Source organism: Armatimonadota bacterium, from assembly GCA_016125185.1.
GTDB lineage: Bacteria > Armatimonadota > Fimbriimonadia > Fimbriimonadales > Fimbriimonadaceae > Fimbriimonas.
The window spans coordinates 1,311,854-1,327,771 of record WGMG01000006.1 but is presented as its reverse complement, the minus strand read 5'-3'; the positions used below and the strand labels follow the sequence as shown (position 1 = coordinate 1,327,771).

Below are 15,918 nucleotides of genomic sequence, written 5' to 3'. Positions count from 1 at the left end.
GGTGGACCTTTTGGGGCGTTCATACGTTATCTTTATTGAATCATGTTGACCGCTCTTCCCCTATTGCTGGCCGCGCACGCCTCGAAGCAGGCAATCAGCGAGTGTCCCTTTAAGATGGTGAATACCGCCTTTATTGTGGATGCCGAGGTGAATAAGAAGAAGGTCTCGCTGATGTTCGACACCGGCTTCGGCGGATGGACGGTTCTCGACGACAGCATCAATCTCGGTAAGCCGGACGGGAAGATGACTCTGCAGGACTTTGTCGGTCTGATGGAAGTTCCCACGGTGACGATCAAGTCGCTTCGATTGGGAACGATGGACTTGCCACTGGATGAGTCATCGAAAGCGGTTTTGACGCCGCCAAGCGGCTACACCGAGGCGTTTGGTACCCACTGCGACGGCATCATGGGCTTCTCGGTCATCAAGAACACGATCACTGAAATCAACTTTGAGAAGAGCAAGTTTGTGTTCTATCCGCAATCGTTCGACATCACGAAAAAGGTGCCGGACAATAAGCGAACGTTTTTGGTGAAGATGCTTCCACAAGGCTTCAACGCCGTCGAGTTGGCGGTAAAGACGGCGGAAGGGAAGTCGATGCACCTTGCCCTCGACACCGGCAACTCGTTTTACGCAACGACCCACAAAGAGGTTTTAGACCGGGTCGGCATTTGGCCGATCTCGCGCAAGCCGAACTTTATGACGGCGGCGGGCGTGGCATCAGGCGTTGTGGACTCGTGGTACGTTCGAATGCCGAAGCTCACCATTTTCGGTGTGCCGGTGGAGTCGTCGATTTGGGATGTGATCGACCTGCCTTCGAGCTCTTCGGATTCGGACGGAACGGTCGGATTCGGGTTCCTGAAGAACTTCAATATCATCATTGACTATGATCGACGCTACGTTTGGCTGGAGAACTTTACCGGCAAGGTGAGCGATGACGAAGTTGGCGGCATCGGCATGGACGTCTTTTGGGACCAAGGCCGGAAGGGCTACGTGGTGTACCACGTCCAGGAAGGCAGTCCGGCCGCGAAGGCGGGCGTCAAGAAGGGCGACATTATGATCGGCGTTGACGGAGACGAGGCGTTGAACATCGGTTTCGACCGAATGCGGGCAAAGCTTGAGGGCCCTCCAGGATCAAAGGTGAAGATCGCCATGTCCCGACGAGGCGAGCTTTATCGGGCCGAAGTCGAACGCGTTTTGCTGATCAACGACCCGAAAGGCTAGTCTTTCGCATCGAGGATGCACGTGGACGCCATGTCGCCCATCACATTGATGGTCGTTCGGCATCGATCCAGGAACCAGTCGACTGTGAGGAGCATCGGGATGTACTCGATGGGTAGGTTGACCGCGTGGAAAACGGCGATCATCGTGACGAGTCCGGCTTCGGGAATTCCGGCCGCGCCGACGCTGGCGATGATGGCCATGAGAACCACGACGATCTGTTGAGAGATGTTGAGGTGCTGGCCGAGGCCTTGGGCGATTAGGAGCGCGGCCATGGCTTCGTAGAGGGCGGTGCCATCGTGATTGAATGTGCCGCCGACCATGATTCCCATGTTCGCGTTATCGGGCCGAATTCCGAGCTTGTCGGTTGCACACCGATAGGTGACCGGTAGCGTGGCGGCAGAAGATGCGGTCGAGAAGGCCATGGCGAAGGCGTCGGAGCCGCCCCGGAGGAAGTCCCACGGTTTGGTCTTGGACGAAATCATCATTCGAATGAGATAGAACGCCATCATCAGGGCGAGAGCGGTGACGACCGATCCGATCCAGTAGCCCATCGCGGCAAGTTTGCCGAGTCCACCGCTTCCGACGACCCGCGCGACGACGGCAAAGACAGCCAATGGTACAAGTTCAAAAACCCACTTGAGAACGGTGATGACGATTTGGAAAAGGGCGTTGAGGACGTTCTGCAGCGAGCGGACGCTTCGCGAGACCTGCTCGTTTGACGAATGGAGCAGGATTCTCATGGCACAACCCAAGGCGATGGCGAGGACGAGAATGCTGATAATGTCGTTCTTCTGGAACGGCGTGATGAAGTCGCTGGGGATGCTATCGAAGAGGTGCTGCCAAAGGTTGTAAGGCTCTTTGTTGCTCGCCGCGCCCTGGGTCATGTGATCGCGCAGGTGCTGACCCGGCTGAAGCACATTGGCAACGACGAGGCCGATGACGATGGCGACGACCGAGTTGGAAATGAGCAGCCACATGAGTCGGCCCGCCTTCTTCCCGGTGATGTTTGCACCGATGATGCTGCCAAGGACAGCGCTAAAGATCAGCGGCGTCGCCAGGGTGCGAAGCATGCGCAGGACGAGATCGGAGATCCACTTCAGTTTCTCCATATCCCAGCCTTGACCAGGGGCGATGAGGCCGAGAATCGCTCCCAAAACCAACGCGATGATGATTTTGATATAGAGCGGGACCCGCGTGTACCAATTCTTTTTGGCGGTGGTTTCGAGCGGTTCTGCGTGGCCGGTATCCATGCTTGCGCTATTCTGCCCGAATCTCCGCCAAAATACTAGTGTGACTAAAGTTGATCTTGGTCGGCTCCTGGAGGAGTCGGGAGCCATTCTGAGGGGGCATTTCATCCTGGCGAGCGGACGCCACAGCGAGGTTTATTTCGAGAAATTTCGGGTGATCGAGAGACCAGATGTGCTGAGCGCGCTCTGCTCCGAGATCGCCGAAGCCTACAAGGATTTGGAGTTCGACTACGTCTGCGGGCCCACGACGGGCGGCATCATCATCGCGTTCGAGGTCGGGCGTCAGATGGGCAAGCCTGCGGTCTACGCGGAAACGGAGAATGGGGTGAAAACCCTGCGTCGAGGAAAGACTATTCCGACTGGATCTCGAGTCCTGATTGTGGACGATGTGCTAACAACTGGCAAGAGTTTGTTCGAAACTCGCGACGCCATCGTCCGAGCAGGAGGGACTCCGGTGGCCTACGCTGTCCTGGTCAACCGGGCACAGGTGCGCATCGATGCCGAGCCGCTGTTCAGCGCCTATACGGTGGAAGCAGTCAGCTATGCCGAGGATGAAATACCCGAATGGCTCAACCAGATTCCTCCGGTTAAGCCTGGTACGAGCGTCTTTAAGTAGCTGATTGCTAAGCCGCGACGCCCTTGGCGAGTCGTGCGAAGGTGTCCTTGTCGATGGCTCGCATGAGGCACTCTTCGAACGTTACGATGCCAGCGCGGTAGTGATCGGCTAGCGATCGGTCCATCGTCTGCATACCGGACGCGCCCGACATTTCGATGATCGAGTACATCTGGTGCGTCTTTCCTTCGCGGATGAGGTTCTTGATAGCGGGCGAACCGAGCATGACCTCGATGGCCGCGATACGACCACCGCCGAGCTTCGGCAGAAGCTGTTGGGCGACGATACCCTCCAAGGTGTTACCAAGAAGGACGCGAATCTGATCTTGCTGGTCAGACGGGAAAACGTCGACGATACGGTCAACGCTCGCGGGAGCGTTTCGCGTGTGAAGCGTGCCGAACACGAGGTGACCGGTTTCTGCCAGAGTCAAAGCCGCTTCGATCGTTTCAAGGTCGCGCAACTCACCGACGAGGATGATGTCCGGGTCTTCACGGAGCACGGCACGGAGCGCGTCGTGGAGCGAGAAGGTGTCGTGGTGCAGTTCGCGTTGGTTGACCATACATCGCTTGTGCTTGTGGATGTATTCGATCGGGTCTTCGATGGTGAGAATGTGAGCCGGATAGTTCTCGTTGATGTCGTCGATCATCGAGGCGATCGTGGTCGTCTTACCGGAGCCGGTAGGACCGGTGACAAGGATAAGGCCGGACGTTCGCTTGGAAACCTCGCGGATGACCTGAGGCAAGCCGAGGCTTTCGAACGGAGGAATGATGGTCGGAATCGTTCGAAGCGCACCAGCGACCGAGCCGCGTTGCATATAGACGTTGAAACGGAAACGGGCCAGGTCCTTGACCGAGTAACCAAAGTCAAGCTCATGCTTGGTTTCGAATCGCTCCAACTGGTCGTTGGTCAGGGTGTCGTAAATCAGTCGGCGAGCATCGCGGGGCGTGAGAGCATGGAAGGGAAGCGGAATGATTTCACCATCCAAGCGGATCATCGGCGGCAGGCCGACGGTGATGTGGATGTCCGAAGCCTTTCGCTCGAGGGCGATGCGTAGAATATCGTCGATGTGATAGTCAGTGACCGATTTCAGCTCTTCTTTGCTGAATCCAGACGGGCGATCGGAGTCGATTTGGAATTGGTTTTGGTCGACTTCTTGGTCCGCAAGGGTCTGGGACGCATGGATATTGATCTTGTCCTCGCCGTCCTTCTTTTCGTACGGCTGATGGATCATGACCCCGGTCCGCGGATCGACAATCGCTCCTTCCTGAACCGCCGGAGAAAGATTCTCCTCGGTCTTCAGAAACTGCTTCCAGTTAAATTCCTCGCTCATTTTTCCCCTTTCAATGTCTGATATCGTTTATTTATTTCCATACTTGGATTCAAATCTTATGCGTAAATGACGCGGACGACTTCGTCGATAGTGGTGACGCCAAGGAGCACCTTGGCCAGCGCGTCGTCCTGAAGGCTCTGCATTCCGTTCTTTTGGGCGGTGCTGCGCAGCACGTGTGCGGCTTCTTCCTTCAGGATGAGGTCGCGAATTTCGTCGGTCACGATCATGAGCTCGTGAATACCGGTTCGACCCTTATAGCCGGTTCGCTTGCACTTATCGCAACCGATGCCACGGTAGAGGGTGATCGAGTCGGAACCGTCGTTCATCAGGTGGTGCGGAAGCTCGAAGCCGAACCGCAAAACGTCCTGCTTTTTGACTTGGTAGGACTCTTTACAGCTGTTGCAGGTGACGCGGATCAGTCGCTGGGCGAGAATACCAATGATCGAAGATGAGATGAGGAACGACTCGACGCCCATGTCCATCAGTCGGGTTGGGGCGGATGGCGCGTCGTTGGTGTGAAGCGTGGACAGAACCAAGTGTCCGGTCAGAGCGGCTTCCATCGCGATGGTGGCGGTTTCGCTGTCGCGCATTTCACCAACCATGATCACGTCCGGGTCTTGGCGGAGCATGGCACGAAGGCCAGCGGCAAATGTCATGCCCGCGCGGACGTTGACGCCGCACTGGTTGATGCCGGAAAGCTCGTATTCGACCGGGTCCTCAATCGTGATAATGTTGTTGTCGCCGGTGTTGATGTGATTGAGGACGGAGTACAGCGTCGTCGACTTACCCGAGCCAGTGGGACCGGTGACGAGGATAATGCCGTAGGTTTTGGAACACATATCCTCCAAGAGCATCAGGTTGTTTTCGAGAAGGCCAAGCCGGTTGAGACCGACTTTGATACTGCCTTTATCGAGGACGCGCATGACGATCTTTTCGCCATAGACGCACGGTAGGGTGCTAACGCGGAAGTCGAACTCCTTACCGGAGACGTTCATCGAGATTCGGTTGTCCTGGGGGACGCGCTTCTCGGCGATGTCCATGTTGGCGATGATCTTAAAGCGACTGGCGAGTGCGGCGCTGACCTTTTTGGGTAGGTTCATGCCTTCCATCAGCACGCCGTCGATGCGGTATCGGACGCGGAGGCCGTCTTTCTGTGGCTCGATGTGGATGTCCGACGCTTTGTCGATAACGCCTTGGCTGATGATCAGGTTGGCAAGTCGGATGATCGGCGCGTCGTCGGCTTCCTGCTCCTCCTCCTCTTCGGCAGGAGCCTGAATGCTGAGCTCGCTACCATCGAAGTCGCGAATAACGCCGGCGATGACTTCGCCTTCGCTTCGGTAGTACTGCTGAAGCGCGTTGACGATGTCTTCTTCGATGCCGATCATCGGTTCGACGTCGAGGCCGGTCGTCAGACGAATCTCGTCGATCGCGAAGATGTCGAGCGGATTGGCCATGGCGACCAGAATTCGGTTGCCGTGTCGCTCGATCGGCAGGGCTTTGAATTTGCGGGCATTCTTGATGCTGAGCAGTTCAAGGGCCTCGGGCCGTGGAATCACATCGCTAACGTCGGCGAACGGGACACCCCATACCTTGCCCAGACACCGGACGCGGTCGCGCTCGGTGATGAATCCGAGTTGGACCAGAATCTTTGCGAGCGACTCCTTGTTGTCAAGTTCGCGCTGCTTTGTGATGGCCTGACTAAGCTGATCTTCTGAGATCAACCCTTCTTGAAGAAAATGTTCTCCTGTCAGAACCATAGAACCGTAAAAACCTCGGGGGACACGTTCCCTTAGGGGAATGATCGGCAATCAGGTGCAGAATTTCTATTGGTTTTTTGCACGAATTGGTCGTTGACCGGGTATATTTTTGACTCCACTTGCCCAGGTGGCGAAATTGGTAGACGCGCTAGTTTCAGGTACTAGTCCTCGCAAGGGGGTGAAGGTTCGAGTCCTTTCTTGGGCACCATTTTTAGTTAGCAGTCTGCGACTAGCAGTTTGCAGATTTATTGGCGGGGATCGTTGATGAGTCTAGACGAGTTAGACCGCACTATCTCAAACGAGGTCGAAAAAGGCCTTAAATCTCTCCGAGTTTCAGTCCTCAAGCAACTTCTATCCGATGCTGATGCCAGCTCCTATTTGGGACTGATCGAGCGCTACGATCAGCGATTGAAGCATTTTAGAAATTCGCTTGTCGCAATTTACTCAGTTGGCCTCTTCTGCTTCGTTGGCGTGACTTTTATGACCAACGACAATGTGAGGCGCGCAATCTGGCTGGTATTTACGGGAATTGTTTTGATGTCGGCCTTGACTCTCTACATGCGGCAGGAAGTCCCTACCTGTGCTAGAAGCTTAACGGTGATCATTCGAAGGGACTTCGGTCGAGCTGATGTCGCTCTGAAGTGGATTGCCAAAGAAACCAAAGACCAGCCTTCTCGATACGGACCTCCCCGTGCAGGTGAAATCTTCAGCAATCCGGGTGTCGTAGAGTTGGCAGCCACCTACTTGAACGAGCTGAAGGATTCGGCAACTAGAACTTCGAAAGAAGAAGAAGTGTGCGTGAAACTTGTCAAGCTTCTTAACGACTCTTAAGCCTTTGGGGCTTTGTCGACTCGGATCGCCGCCCACCGCTCTAGTCGCTCTCTGATCTTCGCCTCCGCACCTTCGCCTTTTGGCTGATAGAAGTTCTGTCTGGGCATGCCGTCCGGGAAGTAGTTTTGACCCGAGAAGCCTTCTTCGGCGTCGTGGTCATATTCGTAACCCTTGCCGTACCCGAGGTTTTTCATCAGCTTGGTGGGGGCGTTGAGGATATGGGCGGGAGGCATTAGGGAACCGGTCTCTCGGGCGGCGCGCATGGCTGCGCCGAAGGCGGTGTACACGGCGTTCGACTTCGGCGCGCAGGCGAGGTGGACCGTCAGTTGGGCGAGGGCCAATTCACCCTCGGGCGAACCCATAAAGTCATAAGCGTCCTTGGCGGCGTTGGCAAGTAGGAGCGAGAGCGGATCGGCGGCACCGATGTCTTCGCTGGCGGCTCGCATCAATCGTCGGGCAATGAAGAGAGGGTCTTCGCCCCCTACCAACATTCGCGCTAGCCAATAGAGGGCGGCGTCTGGATCGGAACCACGAATGGACTTGTGGAGCGCCGAGATCAGGTTGTAGTGCTCCTCGCGATCTTTATCGTAAGCAGGGCTTCGTTTTTGGAGGAGTTGGCTGAGTTCGGTGACGGACAAGGGTTCGGACGGACCGATGTTGAACAGGGTTTCGGCGAGGGTGAGCAGGTAGCGTCCGTCGCCATCGGCTAGAGCGAGAAGGGCGGTGCGGGCTTCGGGAGTGAGGGGCAACGCTCGCTCGTTGTGGTCTTGAGCCTTTCGCAGAAGCTCTTCGAGGGCGGTTTCGTCGAGGCGTCGTAAGACAAAAACCTGACAACGCGACAAAAGCGCTCCGTTGAGCTCGAACGATGGGTTCTCGGTGGTCGCGCCCACTAGCGTGACAATGCCTTGCTCGACGAATGGGAGGAAGCCGTCCTGCTGGGCTCGGTTGAACCGGTGAATCTCATCGACGAAGAGGAGGGTTTGATGCCCGGATTGACGTCGGAGTTTAGCGGCTTCGAAGACCTTTTTCAGGTCGGCGACGCCGGAAAAGACGGCGGAGAGCTGTTCGTAATGGTAGCCGGTGGTGTGGGCGAGCAGGCGGGCGATGGTGGTTTTGCCGGTTCCTGGCGGTCCCCATAGGATCATCGACGATAAGCGACCGACGTCGGCCATGCGGCGAATCGGTCCACCCGGGCCGAGCAAATGATCCTGACCCAAGACCTCATCGAGGGATTGAGGGCGGAGGCGGTCGGCCAACGGACGCGGCGAGTCCTTCTCGAATTCGTCGGATTCGAAGAGATTGGCCATGTACACAAGATTTTACGGTCACCGAGGTCAGAACAAAGCAGATTCTTTAGGAAGCTTTGTGCCGGGTTCTCGCACGTTTCCGATTTTGGTATTCCAGAGGGACGGTTCCCCGCCGATTTGCGGTGACGACCATGACGACTGGCGGAAATCCAGTTGCATCGATCGACTCCATAGGCTCGATCGTAGCTTCTTGATCGGTCGAAAAGCCGATGCTGTCGCCTTGGCTCAACTCAATCGCCTGGTCTTGAGCACGAAAGATGATCCTTCCTTGCGCGCAGACGAGGATACAGTCTTTATAGGCTGGATTAGGAGCCACATTCACCTGCTCGAATATCTCAATTCGGGACATGGAGGGGCCGTTCGGCATGACGAGCATGTAGGCCTGAAATGAGCGAGCAAACCCAAGTTTTCCCAGCCTTAGTCGCTCGCCATCGCGCTGAATCTGGCGATGATTATCGGTTGGAATTCGTTTGCGTCGATCGCCCGAGGCGTACCAATCCAGGTCAGAATTGCGATGCACGAAGAGAGAGCGAACGGTTTCCGGCGCACCATACGGAAGAACCGAACTGACGAACTCGACGGTTTGGCTCAAGGCGGTGCAGATTTCTTCTAGGTTGCGCGGATGAATGCGATGGCCAGATTCCAAACGGTGGACGGTGGACGTGTTGACTCCAGCTTCCTCCGCGAGTTGGGCCTGGGTGCGGTTGTGGGCCATCCGAAGGCATCGAACGTTGAATCCAATGAGCGCGAAGTCGCGAGCCTTATGAGTCACTGCTCTCCATGTTTACCTGTTATCTGCATAATTAATAAGACTTAAATAGGCACTCAGGTCTTTGCATGCTCGGGCAGTTATGCGTTTTGGGGAACGGTGACGACCAGAATGAAATCATGCACTTCCTGACTACGGTTCGAAGAATCCTGGCGAGTATGGGGGCTTTTGCCATGCTTCCAATTTGCTTCGCTCAACCGAACGCCTTCCTGAGTCATCCAGATATCCACGGTGATCGCATCGTCTTTACCGCGGAAGGCGATTTATGGATTGCAGAACTCAAAAGCGGGGACGCATGGAGGCTGACAAGCGACCGAGGGGTTGAGACCAACGCCCATTTTTCGCCCGATGGTTCGCAGTTGGCATACACTGCCCAGTATGACGGTGGCCGCGACGTCTATATGATGCCGATCGACGGCGGGATTCCTCGCCGATTGACCTTCTTTTCGGGTGGAGACGACTCGTTCGCCGACGGAGTGCAAGGATGGACGCCGGACGGGAAGAACATCGTGTTTAATTCGGGGGCGAAGCTATCGGCGCCGAAGTGGGAACAGGTCATGACCCAACAGCTCTTTACAGTGTCCTCGACGGGCGGCCTACCAAAATTGGTTGCGGTGCCACGAGCGACCTATGCGTCTTGGAGCCCGGACGGAAAGTCCGTCGTGTACGTGCCCTCCAGTTCGGAGTGGATGAACTGGTTCCGCTATGAAGGGGGCGAGGCCGATCAGGTTTGGCTTGCTGATATTACGAAGGGAACTTTTAGCCGCCTAACGGACTCGAAAAGCGTCGACACCGAGCCGATTTGGTTTGGATCCGAGGTCTATTTTGTTTCGGAACGAAGTGGTACCCGCAACCTTTGGCGACTCGATCCGGCAACGAAAAGGGCTGTCCAGGTGACCTTCTTCAAGGATGACCAAGTTCGATTTCCCTCCACCGATGGGAATCGGATTATCTTCCAACTGGGAACTGGCCTCGGCCTTTACGATCCAAAGACGGGCGCTTCGCGTCCAGTGACGATCAATCTTCACTCGGACCGAGTTCATGCCCGTCCGTTTCAGGCCTTGGTCAAGCCCAATATGGACGACGTATCGACCGGGGCGGGTATGAGCCCGGACGGAGAACGAATCGTCCTCTCGCCCCGTGGACACTTGGTGACCGTGCCAGTCAAGGAGGGCGAGGTCCATCAATTGGTGGATGACTCGAGCCAACGTGTCAAATATCCGGCCTGGTCACCCGACGGAAAACAAATCGCCTACCTCAGCGACTCTTCTGGAGAAGAGCAGTTGTACGAAATCGAAGATCATAACGGTTCGAAGGCTCGCCAAATCACCCGGGGATTAACAGGGGAGCACGGACCTCCAGTTTGGTCGCCAGACGGGAAGTTCCTTTTGATCGGGGATCGGTCGGGACATATTCAACTGGTCGATGTCGCGACCGGAAAGGAGACCGAGGTTGCTCATGATAAAGGTCCTTGGTCGGGCGGATATATAGAGGCGGACTTCTCGTTTAGCCCTGACAGTAGGTGGATCGCATATGCCGTTTCGGCTGGTTGGCGATTTACGACTGTCTACTTATACGAGGTTGCAACGGGCAAATCGGTTCGGGTTTCGAATCCCAATATCGGCTCCTCTGCCCCAGTATTCTCCGCCGACGGCAAATACCTCTTCATGATTCAGGACCGGTCGATCTCGCAGAGCTGGACGGGCATCTCAGGTCGGATGAGTCAAACCTATGCAGGGCTGGTTACGGGCGTTTGCCTTTCGAAGGAAACACCGAACCCAATGGTTGGAACGAGCAAGAAAGGAGACGACGCTCCACCTTCAATCGATTTCGACGGTTTGGAATCTCGCACGTTCGATCTGCATATGCCGCCAGGGCCGTACTGGGCGTTGTTTACCGCCAAGAATCGATTACTGGTTCAAGGAGACAATGTGGTCTTATCCTGCGAAATTTCTACCGGCAAGACCTCAAGGCTCGCAGGTTCTTCGACGATCCTCGATTTGTCTCGAAACCGAGAGAAGCTCCTTGTCCAAAGCGGGAGCAGTTATCGGGTTTTGGATGCGGGAGCCGAATCGGCTCCCGATGGCGCTGGGACGGTCGATCTCCAGGGGCTGACGGTGACCGTCGAACCTGAGAAGGAATGGCGGCAGATGTTGAGGGAGACTTGGCGAGTATGGCGCGATCTCTTTTATGATCCGAAAATGCATGGGATCGATTGGAAGGCGATGTGGACCAAGTACGAGCCCCGGCTGTCGATGGTCGGAAGTCGATACGATCTGACGCGACTCATCCGCGATATGATTTCCGAGCTGAACACTGGGCATTCTTTCGCGGGTTCATTTCCCGACTACGTGGGCAAGGAATCTCGTCCAGCTTCACTTGGCGCGGACCTAACCTGGGATGAAACAGTCCATGCCTATCAAATATCCCACATCTATCGAGGGAGCGCATGGAATCCGGACGCACGTTCGCCCTTATCGCCGCTTGGATCCGACATCAGGGAAGGCGACTATCTACTCAAGATCGCGGGCAAAGATTTAAGCGGCGATCTTGATCCGGCCGCGCTCCTGTTGGGAATGGCTGGTCGAAGCGTCGAACTCGTTGTCAATCGTCGTCCGACTCTGGAGGGCGCTAAGACGTTGGTCGTGAAGCCGATTGCGAGCGATCGAGACTTGAGATTGAGCGACTGGATCGAGAGTCGTCGGGCTTATGTCGAGAAAGCCTCAGGTGGCCAGTTGTCGTACGTGTATCTTGGCGACATGTCTGACCCCGGAGCGACCCAGTATGCCCAACAATACTATCCAAATGTCGATAAGCCGGGCATCATCTTCGATATCCGAGGCAACGATGGCGGAAATATTTCGGGCAATATCCTCAGCGACCTGAGCGCTCACCCCATGGCATTCTTTGCGTACAGGACGGGTACCAACTACCGCCGGGAAAGTTGGGCGCCTCTCGGAAAGATGGCGCTGGTCACCAACCAATGGGCTTTCTCCGATGCCGATTACTTTACCGAGTGTTTCAAGCGGTTCAAGATTGGTCCGGTCATCGGCCACCGGACTACTGGCGGCACCGTCGGGCCGGTCGGCTATCGACTTGTCGATGGCGGAGGGATCAGCGTTCCCAACTATGGCGCGTGGATTGGAAACGAGTGGATCGTGGAAGGGAAGGGTGCGGTTCCCGACTATGAAATCGATGAGGATCCGGCCTCTGTCATGGCGGGTCGAGACCCTCAACTCGATAAGGCCATTTCAGTCCTCATGTCGGAACTCAAGGCCCATCCATTCCAAATGCCGGTTCATCCCCCGTATCCAATCAAAACGGGAGGGAGCCGTGGCTAATGTCAAACTGTAACGGTGAGGTTGGCGACGTGGAATATCCGGGCAGGGGGAGGGAAGCGGATTCCCGCCATTGCGGATGTCATCCTGTGCGAGGAGCCGGACGTATTGGTGTTGACCGAATATCGTCCGAAGCCGGGGCAGGCGCTTTTAGAGCGGCTATCGCCCCTCAACTACCATATGGTGGCGGGCGAGCCGGACGGGCCGCACAACAGCGTGTGTGTTTTGTCGAAATCGCCGGTGCGAGTCTGCGATTGTCCTCGCTTCCCAAAAAGCCTTCATCGGTGGGTGAGCGTAGCGACGGAGTTTGATGGCGTCGTGGTCTTGGGAGTGCACGTTCCCAACGTCAGCGAGGTCTGGAACAAGCGGGAGTTTTTGGAGTGCATTGACGCCTTTGTCAAGGCGAACTTGGACGGTCATGCCGTTGTGATCGGCGACTTGAATACGGCGCGGGACGAGGACTGCGAAGGGGCTTTCATCAACGAGGCAACCTACTTCAACGGGTACTTGGAGTGCGGTTGGGTCGATGCCTGGCGGAGGCTTCATCCCGAGGGGCGAGAGTTCACCTGGTACAGCCATAAGAAGAACGGATTTCGCCTGGATCACTGCCTGATTTCGCCCTCCTTGGTTTCGTGTTTGCGGTCGGCGCGATACCGGCACGACGTGCGCACCGACGGGCTTTCGGACCATTCGTCTCTGCATGTTGAATTTGCTTTCGAAGGGGTAGCCTAGCCGAGATGGAAGTCAAGCCGATTGCGTTCAACGCTCTGAAGAGCGCGTGTGGGATTTTTTTGAAGGACCTGGAGGCTCTGCCGGAAGAGGCGTTCTGCAAATCATTTGGCGGTAAGGCTCGCACCGTGGCGGATATCGTGCACGAAGTGAACATGGTGAATGACCACATTGGCTTGACGATTCGCGGTGAAGAGCTTTTCGAGTGGCCGGACGGATGGATTACGGCTCCACCGGAGTTGAACTCGAAGCAAGCGGTTGTGGACTCCTTTAAGAAGTCGTCAGAGAAGATTTTGGCGACGGTCGAAGGCTATAGCGAAGCGGAGATGTTGGAGCCAATTCAGTCTGACGGTTCCGAAACCAATCGGTTCGAGCGATGTCGGTTTATGGCCCTCCACCTTTGGTACCACAGCGGGCAATTGAACTTTATACAGACGCTCCTTGGCGACGACGGCTGGCACTGGTAAGGCACAAGGCTTGTTAGGATAAGCGATGGATGAGCGAATGACGAACTTCGTCTCTGGAGACGTCGTCGACACCGAAGGTATTTTCTTTCAGCAGATTCATCATTGTGAACCCTTCGATATGGCGTTTCACGAACATGAAGAAGCTCACTTTGCTCTCCTGCTGTCTGGCCAAGTCGAGTCGGAAGTCAACGGAAGTAAGGTCTTGAGTGGGGAGTCGACCTTTTCCTACATGCCGCCGCAAACGAGGCATGCCTCCCGCTATATGTCGGAGGCAATCGGATTTTATGTTTCTGTTCGAGCCTCGACTTTCGAACGAACAGCCTTGTTGCGTTCGAAGCTGTTTTGTCGTGCCTTTGACGTTATCGACGGACCAATCGCTGCCTTGGGGCGATCGCTTTACGAGGAGTACCGGCGATGCGACGCCGCTTCCAAGCTGATCATGGAGGGAATGATGATCGAGCTATTCGACGATCTTTCGTCGCGAGCCACTGTGGACGAGGGTGGGCGTATTCCGACTTGGTTGACCTTGGCCAGAGAATATCTGCACGACCATTCGGACTCGGCAATTTCTATTGGGCAACTGGCGTCGGAGATTGGTATTCATCCGGTTCATTTGATGCGAACCTTTCGAAAGGTTTATGGCCTTTCGATCGGTTCTTATGTTCGGCAGACGAGGCTATCCGAAGCATGCAGGCGGCTCCGCATGGCGCCCTGGAGTGAGTCGATTGGCGATATCTCATGCGATCTTGGTTTTGCCGATCAGCAGCACTTTTCGCGCGTTTTCCGTGAGTATTTGGGAATGTCGCCTTCCGATTTTCGAAGACGGAGTCTAGCCTGAAGAATGTTAGTTTTCGACAAGCTTTCATAGGTCCATCTATCGCAACCTATTGTCATGGTTTTGTCGCTCGTGTCCCTCACCGCATGTCTGGCGAAGTCGGGTATCGCCGACACTCGCGAAGCAAATCTGCTCGCCGAAAAAGTTGTCGCTTTGGTGAACAGCAATGAGGTCGATCAATTGTCCAAGCTTGCTCTTCCAGAGTTTTTCGAGACTATTCCACATGGAGTGTTTCCCCGCCTGGTGGCGCAGGTGCATGGCTTGGGATTGCTGGGCAAACCGGTCCTCTCTCTGGACCTTGGCGAGGAACGAACATACAAAGTGGTTGCGAAGAGCGAAGGGAAGCCCGATTTTGTCCTCGGATTGACCCTTGGGGCCGAGTCGAAAAGTCGGTTCTTTTCCCTAAAGATCAGTCCTTGGGAAAGTGCAAACGCTCCACTGACTAAGCTTGGTTCTGACAATCCCTTGCGAACAGCCATTGATCGCGATGTTGACGCGTCTGTTCAAGACTATCTCAGCAAATTCCATCCAGTAGGTCTTACCATTGGCCTCATTTGGAAAGGGAAGACGAGCGTCTGGAATTATGGTCAATCTCGACCGGGCAAAGCTCCGACTGCCAACACAGTCTATGAAATTGGTTCCATTACAAAAACCATGACGGGCTATTTGCTCGCAAAAGCGGTGGGAGACAAGAGGGTGAGCCTAGACCAAGACATCAGAACTTTGCTTCCAGATAAATATGACAATCTCGAATTCCAAGGAAAGCCGATTTCGTTTCGCGATCTGGCCACTCACTCTTCTGGGCTTCCAGCCAATCCGCCAGGAATTCCCGACGATGCCGGAGCAGAAGCCTATGATCGTTACACCTCGGAAGGTCTCCTTTCAGACCTCGCAACCATCCGATTGACGGCAAAACCGGGTTCGAGGTTCTCCTACTCAAACATGGGAGGAGGCCTTTGCGGCTTGCTGCTGGCTCGGTCGTATCATCGGTCTTTCGAATCTCTTTTGAATGAGCAACTGTGGTCGCCTTTGGCCATGAAGCATACAGGAATTGCCTTGACGACCGAGATGGAAGGGCAGTATGCAACCCCTCACGACGCCAAAGGTGAAGAAACCGATCGCTGGAACGTTCATGGAATTGAGGGTGCAGGGGCGGTCCGATCAACGATGAACGACCTGTTGAAGTACGCAATGTTCAATATGAAGGATTCAAACCCAATCGTGACGATGAGCCATCAGGTTCTTAACGGCGATTTGTATCCAAAACTGGGCTACTTTTGGCTCGTCGGAAAATCACGTCTGGGAGGCCCCTACGTCCATCACGAAGGGGGCACGGGCGGATTTACGGCAAACGTGAGGGTCTTTACAAAGCGCAAAATGGCAGTCGTCGTTCTGATGAACTCCGGCGACCAGCGCGCGGACGAGATCGCGAACTCAATCGCTCTTCGAGTCCTTTACCATCCCAAGCGATAGT

General features: G+C 55.4%; 13 protein-coding genes and 1 tRNA gene. 9 read left to right on the top strand and 5 right to left on the bottom strand.

What is annotated here, in order from left to right; genetic code table 11:
- Positions 1 to 42 precede the first annotated feature (42 nt).
- Positions 43 to 1,221 carry a PDZ domain-containing protein gene (locus tag GC165_14240; protein ID MBI1334027.1) on the top strand — a complete coding sequence of 393 codons (1,179 nt, stop codon included), beginning with the start codon at positions 43 to 45 and terminating at the stop codon, positions 1,219 to 1,221.
- On the opposite strand, the gene GC165_14235 is transcribed toward GC165_14240, so the two are convergent.
- The gene (locus GC165_14235; GenBank protein MBI1334026.1) at positions 1,218 to 2,576 is read right to left on the bottom strand and encodes a cation:dicarboxylase symporter family transporter; all 1,359 of its coding nucleotides are present in this window, start codon (positions 2,574 to 2,576) and stop codon (positions 1,218 to 1,220) included. The two genes, GC165_14240 and GC165_14235, sit on opposite strands and share 4 nt — an antisense overlap.
- On the opposite strand from GC165_14235, the gene GC165_14230 reads away from it, so the two are divergent.
- Complete coding sequence (locus GC165_14230; GenBank protein ID MBI1334025.1) at positions 2,470 to 3,084, top strand: orotate phosphoribosyltransferase; 615 nt, start codon at positions 2,470 to 2,472, stop codon at positions 3,082 to 3,084. The two genes, GC165_14235 and GC165_14230, sit on opposite strands and share 107 nt — an antisense overlap.
- A 7-nt stretch (positions 3,085 to 3,091) precedes the next feature.
- Here the strand turns inward: GC165_14230 and GC165_14225 are convergent, their stop codons facing one another.
- Positions 3,092 to 4,312, bottom strand: a complete 1,221-nt coding sequence (locus GC165_14225) for a PilT/PilU family type 4a pilus ATPase (protein MBI1334024.1) — start codon at positions 4,310 to 4,312, stop codon at positions 3,092 to 3,094.
- Positions 4,313 to 4,467: 155 nt separating this feature from the next.
- The gene (locus GC165_14220) at positions 4,468 to 6,168 is read right to left on the bottom strand and encodes a type II secretion system protein GspE (protein ID MBI1334023.1); all 1,701 of its coding nucleotides are present in this window, start codon (positions 6,166 to 6,168) and stop codon (positions 4,468 to 4,470) included.
- Between the two features lie 121 nt (positions 6,169 to 6,289).
- On the opposite strand from GC165_14220, the gene GC165_14215 reads away from it, so the two are divergent.
- Together GC165_14215 and GC165_14210 are read left to right on the top strand one after the other, a co-directional pair.
- A tRNA-Leu gene (locus tag GC165_14215) sits at positions 6,290 to 6,376 on the top strand.
- Between the two features lie 56 nt (positions 6,377 to 6,432).
- Positions 6,433 to 6,999, top strand: a complete 567-nt coding sequence (locus GC165_14210) for a hypothetical protein (protein MBI1334022.1) — start codon at positions 6,433 to 6,435, stop codon at positions 6,997 to 6,999.
- On the opposite strand, the gene GC165_14205 is transcribed toward GC165_14210, so the two are convergent.
- Positions 6,996 to 8,306, bottom strand: a complete 1,311-nt coding sequence (locus tag GC165_14205) for an AAA family ATPase (GenBank protein MBI1334021.1) — start codon at positions 8,304 to 8,306, stop codon at positions 6,996 to 6,998. The genes GC165_14210 and GC165_14205 overlap by 4 nt on opposite strands.
- A 46-nt stretch (positions 8,307 to 8,352) precedes the next feature.
- Positions 8,353 to 9,078, bottom strand: a complete 726-nt coding sequence (locus GC165_14200) for a helix-turn-helix domain-containing protein (protein ID MBI1334020.1) — start codon at positions 9,076 to 9,078, stop codon at positions 8,353 to 8,355.
- Positions 9,079 to 9,143: 65 nt separating this feature from the next.
- On the opposite strand from GC165_14200, the gene GC165_14195 reads away from it, so the two are divergent.
- The 5 genes from GC165_14195 to GC165_14175 are packed head-to-tail and all read left to right on the top strand — an operon-like array spanning position 9,144 to position 15,917.
- Entirely contained in the window at positions 9,144 to 12,416 is a 3,273-nt protein-coding gene (locus tag GC165_14195) for a hypothetical protein (GenBank protein ID MBI1334019.1), read from the top strand.
- A gap of 15 nt (positions 12,417 to 12,431) precedes the next feature.
- Entirely contained in the window at positions 12,432 to 13,145 is a 714-nt protein-coding gene (locus GC165_14190) for a hypothetical protein (GenBank protein MBI1334018.1), read from the top strand.
- A gap of 5 nt (positions 13,146 to 13,150) precedes the next feature.
- Positions 13,151 to 13,609, top strand: coding sequence for a hypothetical protein (locus GC165_14185; protein MBI1334017.1), 459 nt, complete (start codon positions 13,151 to 13,153; stop codon positions 13,607 to 13,609).
- Between the two features lie 25 nt (positions 13,610 to 13,634).
- Positions 13,635 to 14,447, top strand: coding sequence for a helix-turn-helix domain-containing protein (locus tag GC165_14180; protein ID MBI1334016.1), 813 nt, complete (start codon positions 13,635 to 13,637; stop codon positions 14,445 to 14,447).
- Between the two features lie 54 nt (positions 14,448 to 14,501).
- On the top strand, positions 14,502 to 15,917 hold the full coding sequence (locus GC165_14175) for a serine hydrolase (protein MBI1334015.1): 1,416 nt from the start codon (positions 14,502 to 14,504) through the stop codon (positions 15,915 to 15,917).
- Position 15,918 lies beyond the last annotated feature (1 nt).